Source organism: Kribbella sp. CA-294648 (assembly GCF_050943845.1).
Classification (GTDB): Bacteria; Actinomycetota; Actinomycetes; order Propionibacteriales; family Kribbellaceae; genus Kribbella.
In genome coordinates, this window is sequence record NZ_CP191981.1 from 3,920,586 (window position 1) to 3,935,111 (window position 14,526).

At 67.9% G+C, this 14,526-nt stretch carries 13 protein-coding genes; 8 read left to right on the plus strand and 5 right to left on the minus strand.

The window, feature by feature from the left end; genetic code table 11:
• Positions 1-12 precede the first annotated feature (12 nt).
• The gene (locus tag ACQPYM_RS18640) at positions 13-660 is read left to right on the plus strand and encodes an N-acetyltransferase family protein (RefSeq protein WP_433022305.1); all 648 of its coding nucleotides are present in this window, start codon (positions 13-15) and stop codon (positions 658-660) included.
• Here ACQPYM_RS18640 and ACQPYM_RS18645 read toward each other — a convergent pair.
• A complete protein-coding gene (locus ACQPYM_RS18645) occupies positions 623-1,051 on the minus strand; it encodes a hotdog fold thioesterase (RefSeq protein ID WP_433022307.1) in 429 nt (142 codons plus the stop codon). The two genes, ACQPYM_RS18640 and ACQPYM_RS18645, sit on opposite strands and share 38 nt — an antisense overlap.
• Positions 1,052-1,147: 96 nt before the next feature.
• On the opposite strand from ACQPYM_RS18645, the gene polA reads away from it, so the two are divergent.
• The gene (polA, locus tag ACQPYM_RS18650) at positions 1,148-3,859 is read left to right on the plus strand and encodes a DNA polymerase I (protein WP_433023331.1); all 2,712 of its coding nucleotides are present in this window, start codon (positions 1,148-1,150) and stop codon (positions 3,857-3,859) included.
• An 85-nt stretch (positions 3,860-3,944) separates the two neighbouring features.
• On the opposite strand, the gene ACQPYM_RS18655 is transcribed toward polA, so the two are convergent.
• Both ACQPYM_RS18655 and ACQPYM_RS18660 read right to left on the minus strand, forming a co-directional pair.
• Positions 3,945-4,742, minus strand: coding sequence for a hypothetical protein (locus ACQPYM_RS18655; protein WP_433022309.1), 798 nt, complete (start codon positions 4,740-4,742; stop codon positions 3,945-3,947).
• A gap of 22 nt (positions 4,743-4,764) precedes the next feature.
• Entirely contained in the window at positions 4,765-5,238 is a 474-nt protein-coding gene (locus ACQPYM_RS18660) for an NUDIX hydrolase (RefSeq protein WP_433022311.1), read from the minus strand.
• A gap of 224 nt (positions 5,239-5,462) precedes the next feature.
• Between ACQPYM_RS18660 and ACQPYM_RS18665 the strand changes: the two genes are divergently transcribed.
• From ACQPYM_RS18665 to ACQPYM_RS18675, 3 genes are read left to right on the plus strand one after another with little or no spacing between them, the layout of a single operon-like run.
• The gene (locus ACQPYM_RS18665) at positions 5,463-7,223 is read left to right on the plus strand and encodes an extracellular solute-binding protein (RefSeq protein WP_433022313.1); all 1,761 of its coding nucleotides are present in this window, start codon (positions 5,463-5,465) and stop codon (positions 7,221-7,223) included.
• A gap of 5 nt (positions 7,224-7,228) precedes the next feature.
• Positions 7,229-8,152, plus strand: coding sequence for a carbohydrate ABC transporter permease (locus ACQPYM_RS18670; RefSeq protein WP_433022315.1), 924 nt, complete (start codon positions 7,229-7,231; stop codon positions 8,150-8,152).
• A 6-nt stretch (positions 8,153-8,158) separates the two neighbouring features.
• Positions 8,159-9,133 (plus strand): ABC transporter permease, encoded by a 975-nt coding sequence (locus ACQPYM_RS18675; protein WP_433022317.1) that lies wholly within the window; start codon positions 8,159-8,161, stop codon positions 9,131-9,133.
• Between the two features lie 6 nt (positions 9,134-9,139).
• On the opposite strand, the gene ACQPYM_RS18680 is transcribed toward ACQPYM_RS18675, so the two are convergent.
• A complete protein-coding gene (locus tag ACQPYM_RS18680; RefSeq protein WP_433022319.1) occupies positions 9,140-10,405 on the minus strand; it encodes a lipopolysaccharide biosynthesis protein in 1,266 nt (421 codons plus the stop codon).
• Between the two features lie 99 nt (positions 10,406-10,504).
• Between ACQPYM_RS18680 and ACQPYM_RS18685 the strand changes: the two genes are divergently transcribed.
• Together ACQPYM_RS18685 and ACQPYM_RS18690 are read left to right on the plus strand one after the other, a co-directional pair.
• Positions 10,505-12,238 carry a hypothetical protein gene (locus ACQPYM_RS18685; RefSeq protein WP_433022321.1) on the plus strand — a complete coding sequence of 578 codons (1,734 nt, stop codon included), beginning with the start codon at positions 10,505-10,507 and terminating at the stop codon, positions 12,236-12,238.
• Between the two features lie 58 nt (positions 12,239-12,296).
• The gene (locus ACQPYM_RS18690; RefSeq protein ID WP_360272490.1) at positions 12,297-12,464 is read left to right on the plus strand and encodes a DUF2613 family protein; all 168 of its coding nucleotides are present in this window, start codon (positions 12,297-12,299) and stop codon (positions 12,462-12,464) included.
• 55 nt (positions 12,465-12,519) lie between these two features.
• Here ACQPYM_RS18690 and ACQPYM_RS18695 read toward each other — a convergent pair whose 3' ends face one another.
• Complete coding sequence (locus ACQPYM_RS18695; RefSeq protein WP_433022323.1) at positions 12,520-13,653, minus strand: glycosyltransferase family 4 protein; 1,134 nt, start codon at positions 13,651-13,653, stop codon at positions 12,520-12,522.
• Positions 13,654-13,760: 107 nt separating this feature from the next.
• Between ACQPYM_RS18695 and ACQPYM_RS18700 the strand changes: the two genes are divergently transcribed.
• Positions 13,761-14,519 (plus strand): class I SAM-dependent methyltransferase, encoded by a 759-nt coding sequence (locus ACQPYM_RS18700; RefSeq protein ID WP_433022325.1) that lies wholly within the window; start codon positions 13,761-13,763, stop codon positions 14,517-14,519.
• The last annotated feature ends 7 nt before the right edge of the window (positions 14,520-14,526 follow it).

A 14,526-nucleotide genomic window follows, 5' to 3' on the forward strand; every position in this document is an offset into this window, starting at 1 on the left:
AGGAGGGGCCACGTGGCACCAGCCATCGAGGTGCGTGACGCCCGTCCCGATGATGCCGACGCCCTGGTGACGTTGTGGCGCGAGATGGCGCTCGGTACCGGGCATCAGGCCCGGCTGCTGGCGGCGCCGTCCGTGGAGTCGGTGCGGTCGTCGGTGAACAGGCATGCGGAAGATCCGGCGAGCCGGCTGGTCGTCGGCGAGATCGACGGCGTACTGGGCGCGATGGCGTACCTGCGCCAGACCCCGATCAGCCCGCTGCACGACGAAGTCACGGTGACGGTGGAGTACCTGCATGTCACCGACCACGCCCGCCGGCATGGCTTGGGCAAGGCGCTGATCGCGGAGGCGGCCGCTTGGGCCGAGCACGAGAGCTGCCCGCACCTGGCAGTGGTCGCCCCGCCGATCGCTCGCGAGGCGAACAGGTTCCTTGCCCGGTTGGGGCTGGGACAGGCCGGCGTACTGCGGTTCGCGAGCACCCACACTGTCCGGCGCCGGCTCGCGGCCGAGCATGCGCCCAACCTGCTGGCCCTGCTCTCGTCGAGACGCTCAGTGATGGCCCGCCGCGCACAGCTGGCCCGGTCGCCACTGCCGGAGGAGCACGACGACGCGCAGTACGGGGATGTCAGGCTCCCGGCGGAACCTGAATCAGCTGGCACGTGATCCGGGCGGTACAGACCCGCTTGTCCCGGTCGTCGGTGATGACGACCTCGTACGACGTGGTGGTCCGGCCGAGGTAGATCGGCGTGGCCACCCCGGTGACGAGACCGTCACGGACAGCGCGGTGGTGGGTCGCGTTGATGTCGACGCCGACCGCGACCTTGCCGTACGCCGCGGCGTGCAGCGCCGAACCGATCGAGCCGAGGCTCTCGGCCAGCACGCAGGACGCGCCGCCGTGCAGCAGCCCGTACGGCTGCACGTTGCCCTTGACCGGCATGGTGGCCACGATCCGCTCCGGCGACGCCTCGCTGACGACGATGCCCATCAGATCGAGCAGGGTTCCCTCGGTCAGCATCCCCGGCGGCAGCTCGGCAGCAGTCTTCTCGTCACTCATGGCAGAAGGCTACGTGAGCCCCAGCGTGCGGGTGCGAAAACTGTCGGCGGGACCCACTAGAGTCTCTACGTGGCTCCAGAAACAGACTCCTCGACGATGACCAAGGACCCGGGTACGGCGGTGGACGGCGCCGCCACCCGGCCGCGGATCCTGCTGCTCGACGGGCACTCGCTCGCCTACCGGGCGTTCTTCGCGCTGCCGGTGGAGAACTTCTCCACCACCACCGGTCAGCACACCAACGCGGTGTACGGGTTCACCTCGATGCTGATCAACATGTTGCGCGACGAGCAGCCGACGCACATCTGCGTCGCGTTCGACGTGTCCCGCAAGACCTTCCGCTCCGAGCAGTACACGGAGTACAAGGCCGGCCGGTCGAAGTCGCCGGACGAGTTCAAGGGACAGGTCTCGCTGGTCAAGGAGGTGCTGGAGGCGCTGCGCATCCCGACCACCGAGATCGACGGCTGGGAGGCCGACGACGTCATCGCGACGCTCGCCACCCAGGCCGACGAGCAGGGCTTCGAGGTGCTGATCAGCTCCGGTGACCGCGACTCGTTCCAGCTGATCAACGACAACATCACCGTGCTGTACCCCAAGCGGGGCGTCTCCGAGATCGCCCGGATGGACTCGGCCGCGGTCGAGGCGAAGTACGGGATCCCGCCGCGGATGTATCCGGACCTGGCCGCGCTGGTGGGGGAGAAGAGCGACAACCTGCCCGGCGTGCCGGGGGTCGGTGACAAGACCGCGGCGAAGTGGCTGAACCAGTTCGGTTCGCTGAACGACCTGATCGACCGGGTGAACGAGATCAAGGGCAAGGCCGGTGAGTCGCTGCGCGAGCACCTGTCCGACGTGATCCGGAACCGGCAGATCAACGAGCTGGTCCGGGACCTGACCCTGGACGTCACGGTCGACGACCTGGTTCGGCACCCGTGGGACCGGGACAAGGTGCACACGCTGTTCGACAGCCTGGAGTTCCGGGTCCTCCGCGAGCGGCTGGTCGCGGAGCACGAGCAGGTCGACGAGACGATCGAGGAAGGCTTCGATCTCGAGGGCACCCAGCTGAAGCCGGGCGAGCTCGCGGCCTGGATCAAGGAGCACGTCTCCACCGGCGCGCGCACCGGCGTCGCAGTACAGGGGAGTTGGGGTCGTGGGACCGGCGAGATCACCGGTCTCGCGCTCGCGACGTCGACGGGTGCGGCGGCCTGGTTCGACCCGGCCACGCTGACGGCGGACGACGACGCCGCGTGGCAGGCGTGGCTGGCCGATCCGGAGCAGCCGAAGGCGTTGCACGACGCGAAGGGCCCGCTGCTCGGGTTCCTGGAGCGTGGGTGGACGCTCGGCGGGCTGACCTCCGACACCCAGCTCAGCGCGTATCTGGCCCGCCCGGACCAGCGGTCGTACGACCTGGCCGACCTGACCGTGCGGTACCTGAAGCGTGAGCTGCGCACCGAGGAGCCCGAGAACGGGCAGCTCAGCTTCGACGACGTCGAGGGCGGGCCGGCCGCTGACGCGACGATGCTGCGCGCCCGGGCGATCGCCGACCTGGCCGACACCCTCGACGCCGAGCTGGCCAAGCAGGCCGGTACGGCGCTGCTCGCCGACGTGGAGCTGCCGCTGATCGACGTGATCGCGTCGATGGAGCGGGACGGCATCTCGGTCGACCGGCCGTACCTGGAGGAGCTCGAGTCACGGTTCGCGACCGGGGTCAAGGAGGCGGCGACCGCGGCGTACGAGGTGATCGGCAAGGAGATCAACCTCGGCTCGCCCAAGCAGCTGCAGGTGGTGCTGTTCGACGAGCTGCAGATGCCGAAGACCAAGCGGACCAAGACCGGCTACACGACCGACGCGGACTCGCTGCAGTCGCTGTTCGAGAAGACCGAGCACCCGTTCCTGGCCTACCTGCTGGCGCACCGCGACGCGACCCGGCTCCGGCAGACCGTCGAGGGCCTGCTGAAGACGATCAGCCCGGCCGACGCGCGGATCCACACCACGTTCAACCAGACGATCGCGGCGACCGGGCGGCTCAGCTCGACCGACCCGAACCTGCAGAACATCCCGATCCGGACCGAGGAGGGCCGCCGGATCCGCGAGGCGTTCGTGGTCGGCGACGGCTTCGAGGCGCTGATGTCGGCCGACTACAGCCAGATCGAGATGCGGATCATGGCGCACGTGTCCGAGGACGAGGGCCTGATCAGCGCGTTCAACTCCGGTGAGGACTTCCACTCGGTCACCGCGGCGCGGGTGTTCTCGGTCGAGGCCGGCGACGTGACGCAGGAGCAGCGCGCCAAGATCAAGGCGATGAACTACGGCCTGGCGTACGGGCTGTCGGCGTACGGGCTGAGTCAGCAGCTGAAGATCGGCGTGGACGAGGCGAAGGGCTTGATGGACGAGTACTTCGAGCGCTTCGGCGGGGTTCGCGACTACCTGCGCAGCATCGTGCTGGAGGCCGGCAAGAGCGGGTACACCGAGACGATTCTCGGCCGGCGCCGGTACCTGCCCGACCTGACCAGCGACAACCGTCAGCGGCGCGAGATGGCCGAGCGGATGGCGCTGAACGCACCGATCCAGGGGTCGGCCGCGGACGTGATCAAGATGGCGATGCTGAAGGTCGACGCGTCGCTGAAGACGTCCGGGCTGAAGTCGCGGATGCTGCTGCAGGTGCACGACGAACTGGTCTTCGAGATCGCCCCGGGCGAGCGCGAAGCACTCGAGGAGCTGGTCCGCCGCGACATGGGCGCCGCCGTCGAGATGGCAGTCCCACTGGACGTCTCGGTAGGCGTCGGCCGCACCTGGCACGAAGCCGCCCACTAGGAATTCACCAGCGGGGATCCACCCCAGACTGCGGTCTGGGGTGGGCCGGGTCACTGGCCGCAGCTGCCTGAAGCGCTGCCACGCACTAGCCCCGGAGTACGTCGTACTCGGCGGGCGCCCAGCCGTCGAAGACAGCCTGGAGTGCGCGCTGATCCTCGCGATCGCCGAACTCCGCGCAGAGCTTCTGCAGGTGCTCAAGGGCATACCGCAACGCCGCCGGATCACCCGCCCCGAACCGTGGCAACAGCGAGAGCAGCGCTTCAGCCGGCCAGCCGGCGAGCGGGTGGTTCCGCAGTACCCAGCGCAGGTATTTGTTGTACGGCCGGACCTGCCCTTCGAGAGCGAAGATCACGTCGAGGAACAGGTGGATCGACTCGCCCCCGTCCAACGCAGCCTCGAAGTCGTTCCCATCGCGAGCTGACTTCAGCGCGCGATACACGAGATTGATCCAGCCATCGAGGCGAGAGTGGTCGATGAGGATGAACATGCTCTCGTCGTGACCCAACTTGGTCTGACGCTCGATCGCGTGGGTGATCCGCCCGCCGGTGCGGTCCAGCAGGGTCGGCGCCCACGCGTAGGTCCAGCGATACCCGTACTGCGCGCTGCCGAACCCGGCGACCGTCTCGAGATGCTCCAGACTCAACGGGATGAGCTCCAGCTCCGCCGTGTGGAGCGAGGGTGCTCGTGGGCTGCTCGCCACCTCAGCCGTCAGGATCACCAGTACGTCGAGATCCGAGAGGTGTGTGTCCAGGCCGCGGCCGGCGGAGCCTGACAGCACCAGGCCCAGGAAGTCCTCGCCGTACTCCGCATCCATCCGCTTCGCGGCATCGGCGATGAGCGTGCGCCTCCCGGCCGACAGCAGTTCGGGGAATTCGAGATCCACGGGAGAACTCCTCAGTGCCGGGTTAGCGGGCGAAGATGGGGAGGGTGGTGGGGTTCAGGGCGTTGGTGATGTTGGTGTGTTCGCGGGGAGCCAGGTCGGTGGGGAGGGTGGTGAGGGGGAACCAGGCCACCTCGAGGGACTCGTCGTCGTTGACTTGGGCTTCGCCTCGGAGGGGGCGGCAGTGGAAGCAGAGGTCTAGGTATTGGACCTGATCGCCGTTCGGGTAGGAGGACGGCGGTAGGGCGTCGATGCTGATCAGGCGGACCACCTCCGTCTCGACCGCGGTCTCCTCCTGGATCTCCCGCACCAGCCCGATCGCGGGTTGCTCGCCGGGCTCGAGGATGCCGGCCGGTAGTGCCCAGCGGCCGTCGTCGGCGCGGCGTACCAGCAGGACCTGGTCCTCGTCGTCGAGGACGACGCCGGTGATACCGGTCAGCCAGAGCAGGTCGTGGCCGATCTTCTCGCGGAGTTCGAGGATGAACTTCGGGGTCGTCATGGGCCGAGCCTAGTCAGGTCAGGGTTGCCTCACGCAAGAAGATGACCGCCAAGCAGAAAGCCGGAGAGCGCCTGCTGCAAGGAACCAGCGGTGACCGGCCGATTTCGGTCGGCAACCGGTTGGTCGGCCGTCAGGTCTTTCGTTGTCAATGATTCTGTGGCAACCTCCTCTTTCAAAGATCCGAGATCCTATCGGATATCTCATTGTCTGCATCAGGAGGCGGGATGCAAGAAGACCTGAGAACAGCCGGGGTGAAGCGACGCTCGTTCGTCGCCGGAGCACTCGGGATCACCGCGGCGGCCGGCAGCAGCGGGCTGCTCAGCGGCTGCAGTTCGACCGAGGCGTCGGCGGGAGCGTCGCCCGAGAGTCTCAGTGCGCCGCCGGTCGAGCTCGGACCGAAGAAGCCCGGCATCAACTACCCGCCCGGTTACATCGGCCCGGTCGCCCGTGAGCAGCGCGCGATCGTCACCGAACCGGTCACTTTCACGCTGGTCGTGCCGCAGAACCTGACCGTCGGCGACTGGTCGAAGAACGCCTTCACCCGGTGGATGGAGCAACAGACCGGGATCAAGATCCAGTTCCGCCAGGTGGCCGGCAACGGCGACGACCCGGAGACGATGACGAAGGTCAACGCGATGATGGCGGCCGGCGACATCCCGGACGCCTTCCTCGGCATCACCTTCACCCGCTCGCAGCTCTACCTGTACGGCACCCAGAACCTCTTCGTCGACCTCACCCCGTACCTGGGCAAGTACGCGCCGAACCTCGGCCAGGCGATGAAGGACTACCCCGAGGCGCGCAAGCTGATGGTGTCGCCGGACAAGGGCATCTACAGCTTTCCCGACTTCAACGACTGCTACCACTGCCGCGCCTCCAACGGCCGGACCTTCCTGAACACCGAGTGGCTGCGCAAGGTCGGGCTGGCGGTCCCGAAGACGACCGACGAGTTCCGCGAGGTCCTGCTCGCGTTCAAGAAGGCCGAGCTCGGCGGCCGCGGCAAGACCATCCCGTTCGCCGGCTACAAGGACGCGCCGCTGGACACCTATTTCATGAACGCCTTCCTCTACAACCCCGGCGATCCCTGGCTGGTGGTCAACGACGGCAAGGTCGAGGCCAACTACGTCAAGGACGAATGGCGCGAGGCGCTCAAGTACCTGCGCGGCCTGTACGCCGACGGCCTGCTGAACAAGGACATCTTCACCGCCGACCAGGACCAGATGAACCGGTACGGCAACAGCCCGGGCGCGCCCGTGATCGGTGGAGCGCGCGGCTACTACTGGGGTTCGTTCCTCACCATCGACCAGACCGACCCGAACGCGCGCTGGCACCAGTACGCGACCATCCCGCCCCTCGAAGGCCCCGGCGGCACCCGGTACGCCGCCTGGAACCACCTCAAGGTCGGCCTCGAGGTCTCCACCCTCGTCGTCACCCGCAGATGCAAGCGCCCCGACCTGCTGGTCCGCTGGGCCGACTTCCAGATGGATCTCGAGGCGGTACTGCGCTCGTACGCCGGGCCCGAGTTCCGCTGGTCGGTCAAGGGTGACAAGGGCATCAACGGCAAGCAGGCGATCTACGGTTTCGACGCCACCTGGAACTCCGACGCCACCAAGGGCAAGACCTGGGACCAGTACGGCGTGATGTACCGCTCCGGCGATTTCCGGCTGGCCGAACGGGTGAATCCGCAGAAGGCGACCTTCGAGTCGCCGCTGTACGAGCAGACCCGGGACCAGTTGTTCCCCTACAAGCAGCCGGTGGAGATGGAGTTCCCGCCGGTCACCCTGGAGGCCGACCAGGCCGCGCAGGACGCCGAGATCGGCCTGAACCTCAAGGGTGAGGTGACCACCTCGCTGGCCAAGTTCGTCACCGGCAAGCTCGACCCGTCCGACGACGGGCACTGGCGCGACTACAAGGACCGCATCGGCCGCATCGGGCTGCAGCCCTACCTGGAGATCCAGCAGGCCGCCTACGAGACCTACCAGGGGTGATGGCGATGGCCACGGCGACATCGACACCGACCGGCGCGCCCACCCCCGTCCGCGAGACGCGCGGCGACCGGATCGTGATGATCTGCAACTACACCGCCCTCGGCCTGTTCACGCTGGCCGTGCTGTATCCGCTGGTGTACGTCGCCAGCGCGTCGCTGAGCGAGCCGAAGAACGTCGTCTCCGGGCAGGTCTGGCTCTGGCCGGTCGGCTTCAGCGTCGAGGCGTTCAAGGCGGTCTTCGACTACGACTCGATCGTCAGCGGTTTCAGCAACTCCGTCGTCTACGCGGCCGGCGGTGCCGTGCTGGCCACCGTGCTGACCCTGTTCGCGGCGTACCCGTTGTCGCGCAAAGGCCTGCCCGGCAAGGGCATCATCATGGCGCTGTTCGTTTTCACGATGATGTTCAACGGCGGCCTGATCCCGACCTACCTGGTGGTGGACCGGATGGGTCTGCTGAACACCCGCTGGGCGATCATCCTGCCGGCCGCGCTGGCGGTCTGGAACATGATCATCACCCGGACCTACTTCCAGTCGACCATTCCCGAGGAACTGGTGGAGGCCGCGAAGGTCGACGGCTGCACCGACTTCGGCTTCTTCTGGCGGATCGTGCTGCCGCTGAGCAAACCGATCATCGCGGTGAACCTGCTCTTCTACGCGGTGGCCCAGTGGAACTCCTGGTTCAACGCGCTGATCTACCTGACCAACGAGCACCTGTTCCCGTTGCAGCTGGTGCTGCGGCAGATCCTGATCCAGAACAACTTCGACCCGTCCCAGGTCCGCGACACCGCCGAACTGATCCGGATGAAGGAACTGCAGGAACAGCTGAAGTTCTCGCTGATCGTGATCGCCACCATTCCGCCACTGCTGATCTACCCCTTCGTGCAGAAGCACTTCGTCAAGGGGGCCATGGTCGGCTCGTTGAAGGGTTGAGGGGTTATGGCAACGGACACTCTGGTACGCCGTACTCCGATGCGCAGCGGCGCGCGGCCCGCCAAGCAGGCAATGGGGTTGGGCGCGCGGATGCGCCGGAACTGGCAGCTCTACGCGATGCTGGCGATTCCGCTGGTCTGGTTGGCGATCTTCGCCTACTGGCCGATGTACGGCGCGATCATCGCCTTCAAGGACTACAACATCGTCGACGGCATTCTCGGCAGCCGCTGGGTCGGGATGAAGCACTTCGAGCGGTTCGTCGAGTCGTACCAGTTCTGGCGGCTGATCAAGAACACGCTGATCCTGCACGTCTACGAGCTGGTCGCCACGTTCTGGCTGCCGATCCTGCTGGCGCTCGGCCTGAACATGGCCCGGCGCCGCTGGTACCGGCGGTCGGTACAGCTGATCACCTACGCGCCGCACTTCATCTCGACCGTCGTGGTGGTCGGCCTGATCGTGGTGATCGTCGACCCGAACAGCGGTGTGCTCAACCTGTTCCTCGGCCAGTTCGGGATCGGGCCGATCGACGTGCTGAGCAACCCGGACTACTTCCGGCACCTCTACGTCTGGTCCGGTGCCTGGCAGACGATGGGCTTCTCCGCGATCATCTACCTGGCCGCGCTGACCAGCGTCTCGCCCGAGCTGCACGAGGCGGCGATCGTCGATGGTGCGTCCAGGTTGCGCCGGATCTGGCACATCGACCTGCCGGCGATCCGGCCGGTGGCGGTGATCCTGCTGATCCTGAACATCGGCTCGATCATGTCGGTCGGCTTCGAGAAGGTGCTGCTGCTGCAGAACACGCTGAACCTGCAGACGTCGGAGGTCATCGACACCTACGTCTACAAGCTCGGCTTCGCCTCACAGGTCCCGCAGTTCAGCTACGCCGCCGCGATCGGGCTGTTCCGGTCGGTGATCGGTCTGGTCCTGCTGGTGCTGGCGAACACGCTGGCGCGCAAGTTCGCCAAGTCCAGCCTCTGGTGAGTCGTGCTACGCGTTGTCGGCCGTCTGCCGGTGGAGTCCCGCCGCCAGTGCGGCCGACAGCGCGAGTGCGCAAGCGGCGCTCATCGCGACCAGGACCTTGATGGCGGCGATGCCGGTGACCAGGTCGGCGCCCAGCACGATCAGCGCTGCGATGGCGAGGCTGATCAGCCCGATCCAGATCAGCAGCGCGGCACGCTTCTCCTGCTGTGCGATCGCGGCGTACACGACCAGTTGCAGGACGGCGTACGAGGAACCGGCGAGGGCGAAGAGCCACGCGAACGAGCCGAGGTTCGAGTAGTGCTCCTTGCCGCCGGCAACTGTCACGACCAGATCGGGGAGCAGGAGCGCGCCGAGTACGCAGCAGACACCGAGGGCGCCCACCGCCTGGATCGCCCGGCGGAGCCGCAAGGTGTCGCCAGGTTCGCTGGCCAAGGACGGGAACACGACCACGATGACGAACTGGGGCAGGAACAGACACGCTTTCGCCACGATCACGCCGGCCGCGTAGTACCCGCTGTGCTGGCCGTCCATGAGGGAGCGGGCCAGCAGGACGTCAGCGTTGGCGATGGCGAAGAAGGCGAGCAGTGTGTGGGTGCCGTGCACGGTCTCGCGGAGTACTTCCTTCACCTGGTCAGGCGTACCGCCGGTGGAGCCGCGCAGGAGGAAGGAGCCCACCAGAGGCGGTACCGCGGCTCCGACGGCGACACCGATCATGGCCGACGTGAGGCTGGGGTGGATCACCAGGGCACCGGCACCGAAGGCGAAGCGCCCGACACCGACTGCCGTGTACATGGCGGCCAGTTCGGACCACCGCTCGCTGCCCTGCAGTACGCCGAGCTGCGAACCCATGAGGGTCAGCCCACCGAGTGTCGGGGCCAGCAGCAGTACTGCGAGCACTGAGTCGATGTGCAGCAGCCAGACCAGCAGAGGGCTGACCAGCAGGCACAGCGTGGTCAGCGCGAGGGCGGAGCGACGACCGGCCCTCAGCAGTGAGTCCGCCAGCGCATCCCGGCCGGCGCCGGTGTGGGTGGCGATCCGGCGAGCACCGGACGCCTGCAGGCCGAGCGGGACCACGTTGCCGATCAGCAGCAGGCCGAGCAGGGCGATGACAGCGCTGAACTGTTCCGGTACGAGGCGGCGGACCGCAAACAAGGTGAAACCGTAGGCCGCTACGTTCATGATGGCCATGCCGACCGCTACCACGGTGGCGCTGCGCAGGAAGCCGAGCTTCGGCGCGGCAGGCTGCTGGTCGGGAGTCATCTCAGAGGTCATGCGGCTTCTGTTCTGCTGGCTGGCGGACAGGTCGCGCTCCCGGGGCGGGGAAAGCAAAGGAAACGGAGGCATGAGTACAGTACTGGCGAGGAGGTAGCCGTGGAGGGGGGAACCACTCGGCTGGCGCGGTTCTTGCCGTGGATTTGGCCCGTGCTGCTGACCGTGCTGATCACTGCGCCGCTACTCGCTCCCGGGTACGTGGTCGGCTACGACATGGTCTTCGTGCCGGACCTCACGCTACGACTTGACCTGTTCGGTGTCACAACCGCCTTGCCTCGCGCGGTCCCGTCGGACGTGCTGGTCGCAGTACTGGACGAAGTCGCGGGCGGCCAGGCGTTGAACAAGCTGGTCCTGGTGGCGATCCCACTGCTGAGCGGTCTGGGGATGACTGCGCTGTGGCGCGCACTGGGTTTCGGTGGTCCGCTGGCCGGTGCTGCAGCCACTGCGCTGTACGTATGGAACCCGTTCGTCGCCGAGCGCTACCACCTGGGCGCCTGGGCGCTCCTGCTCGGGTACGCCGCTCTGCCGTGGCTGGTGCGCTCGGCGCTCAGGCTCCGCCATGGGCAGGGCCTGGCGGGGTTCTTGCTGGCCTCTGCAGCCTGCGCGCTGACCGCTGCCGGTGGGATCACCGGTCTGCTCGTCGGCGCCGCAGTACTGCTGTTGCCGAGGCAGGCGGAGCTTCCGGAGTACGAAGGGCCCCGGTACTGGCGGTATGTGAAGTACGCGCTCGGGGGAGCGGTGGCCCTGAACCTGCCCTGGCTGGTGGCAGGCCTGGCCCGTACTGCGGCCGCTACCTCCGATCCGGCGGCGGTGTCGGCCTTCGCTGCGCGGGACGAGGGGTACGGCGGAACGCTGCCCACACTGCTCACGCTGGGCGGCGTCTGGAACGCGGACGTGGTCCCGGCGAGCCGTGGTGATCTGGTGCCGATGGTGCTCGGGTTCGTGTTGCTGGTGGCGGCAGTTGCGGGCGTGGTGATCTGGTGGCGGTGGGACCGCGCAGTACGGGCGCTGGTGGTGGTGGCCCTCCTGGCTGTTGTCGTGGCGATGGCTGGTGTGGTGGCGCCCGGTGCGATGGCGTGGATCGTGCGCGAGGTGCCCGGCGGTGGGCTGTTCAGGGACGGACAGCGGTACCTCGCGCCGTTGGTGCTGCTCGAGTCGGTCGGCTTCGGTGCGGCGATGGCGGCGGTACTGCGCGTCGTACCGGTGAAGTGGATTGTGGGCGCGACGGCGGCGCTGGTACCGATCGCGGCGCTGCCTTCGCTGGCTGGGGGCGACGGGCTGAAGGCCGCGCAGTACCCGGCTGACTGGGCGGAGGCCCGGCGGGTGCTGGCGAACGAGAAAGGGCCGGGGGAGTTCATCCCATGGCCGTACGAGTCCTACCGGGCGCCCGACTGGAACCAGCGGCGGCCGGTGCTCGACCCGATGCCGAGGTACTTCTCCAAGCCGTCGGTGGTGCCCGACGAGTTGATCGTCGACGGCCATCGCCTGGCCGGTGAGGACCCGCGGGCTACCGCCATCGCCACCGCCCTGCGTGAGGCGGTCCGCGACGGCAGCGACCCGACGGCGGTGCTGAAGCAGCAGGGGGTCGCCTGGCTGGTGGTGGACCGCGAGGCGGGCGGCCCGTCCCCGCGCAACTTCACCCCACAACTGTCCGAGATCTTCAGCGGCCCGACCGTCAGCATCTATCGCTTGCCCGGCACACCCGCCGAGCAGAAGGCCCGCCCGTGGTCAGTGGTCCTGGTCCTCACCGCCTGGACCCTCGCTGGTGCTGTACTAGCGGCCGCTACCGTAAGCGCGTCCACAGCGCTGGTAAGAGTCCGCGCCAGGCTCTAGCGAAGTTACTGGCCGGTTGTTACCATCCGGTTTACTTGTCAAGGAGGGGACACGCTTCATGGGAACTCTGATCGCTGCCGCGCTGGCCGTCATCGCTGGTATGGCCGTTTCGACCGTCGCCGTCGTGGGGGTCGTCCAGACGGTGAAGGACGAGCCGAAGTCGCCTGCCGGCCAGACCAGCAAGGGCTTGGTGGACGACCCGATCGTCGGCTACGGCACCAAGTAGGCGCGAGCGCCCGCCTCAGGGCGCTCCGGCTGGAACGCCCTGGACGCGGGGATCTTCAGAGGCCGGTCAGCGATTCGCTGGCCGGCTCTTCTGCTGTCACGACCGACCCGGTGAGGACCCGGTCGAACCCGCGGACCGTCGCGGCCCAGGTGAAGTTGCCCGCCGAGGCGAGCGCTCCAGCTGACAGCCGGCGCCGGTACGACTCCTCCTCCAGCAGGGCCAGTACTGCGCTGCTGAACTCGGCCGGGTCGTCCACCAGGACACCGGTGGCGTCGTGCTGCACCGACTCGGTCGGCCCGCCCGCACTGCGATAGGCAACCGTCGGTACGCCGTGCGCTGCCGCCTCGCCGACCACGAGTCCCCAGCCTTCCTTGAGGCTCGGCAGCGCGAGCACCCAGGCCTCGTCGTACGCCGCGTGCTTGTCAGCCTCGCTGACGTGGCCACGGAACTCCACTGCGTCCTGCAGCCCGCGTTCCTCTACGTACGACCGTAGCGAGTCCTCCCACCAGCCGGAGCCGACGACGAGCAGCCGTGCGTCCGGCAGCACCTTCCTGGCTTCGGCGATGGCGTCGACCGCGTGCTCGACCTGCTTGTGCGGCACGATCCGCCCGATGCAGACCACGGTCGGGACACTCGCCTGCGCCACCTGGCGAGGCGGAGCGGGGTCGGTGCCGTTGTGGATCACGTCGATGCGTGCTGCGTCCACACCAAGGGCCTGCAGCTCGTCCCGCGAGGCCGACGACACGGTGACATACCGGCAGTCGCGGTAGAGCCAGGGCGCCACGCGGGACTCCAGCCACCAGCCAAGCCGGCCTCGCCAGCCGGGGTAAACGACCTGCCACTGCTCCTCGTGAACGTGGTGCACGAGGACGACCACCCCGGTACGACGTACGAGGCGGGTAAAGAATGGGAGACCGTTCTGCACGTCGATGACGTGGTCAGGGCGGTGCAGCAACGTGTAGAGCAGGCCCTGGAGGTAGACGGTCACCTTGCTGCCGCGGTACAGGTACCGGACGTCGTGGCGGCGGGCCTCCCGCGGGCTGCCGGGGTAGGCGGCGCACAGCATCGTGACGGACCAGCCCATCGCTGCAAGGCCTCTCGCGACCTCTTCGACACACCGTTCCGAACCGCCACCCTCGGGGTTCGTCGTGTCCCGCCAGTTCAGCAACAACACCGTCTGCTCACGCACTTCTGATGCCCACCCTCACGTTGGTTACCCCCGGGTTACAAGGCCGCGAGGTTACCAGGGAGTAACGATGTCCGCCAGGGGTCGTGAAATCGGTTAGGGTCCGGCCTGTGCCCGATGCGATTCCGAGCCCTGTGACCACCGTCGACTGGACGGCCGATCTCGGCCGCGCCGTCCGGCTGTTCCGGGCCTTCGGGGTCGAGCAGACCGACCCGGACCACTTCTACGGGACGCTCGCGGCGGACTCGGTCGGCCAGCTCTCCTCGTACGTCGACCTGCGCGGCGCCCGGATGCTCGACGTGGGCGGCGGCCCCGGGTACTTCGCGGACGCCTTCCGCGCGGCGGGCGCGACCTACTACGCGATCGACTCCGACCTCGGCGAGCTCAGCGGCCGCGGGGAACCCGTGCCCGGCACGGTCCTCGGCAGCGGGATGGCGTTGCCGATCGGCGACGGGACGATCGACGTCTGCTTCTCGTCCAACGTCCTCGAGCACGTACCGGACCCGTGGCTGATGGCCGACGAGATGGTCCGCGTCACCCGGCCCGGCGGCACGATCTTCCTGTCCTACACCGGCTGGTGGGGCCCGCACGGCGGCCACGAGACCGCGCCCTGGCACTTCCTGGGCGGCCACCGCGCTGCCCGGCGGTACGAGCGGAAGCAGGGCAAGCCGCCGAAGAACAAGTTCGGCGAATCGCTCTTCCCGATCACCGTTGCCGGCGGCCTGCGCTGGGCCCGCTCGTGCGGCGACGCCGACCTGGTGGCGGCGTTCCCGCGCTACCACCCGCGCTGGGCGTACGGCGTACTGGCGGTGCCCGGGGTCCGGGAGTTCGCGACCTGGAACCTCGTCGTGGTCCTCCGGCGCCGATGAGCCGCCG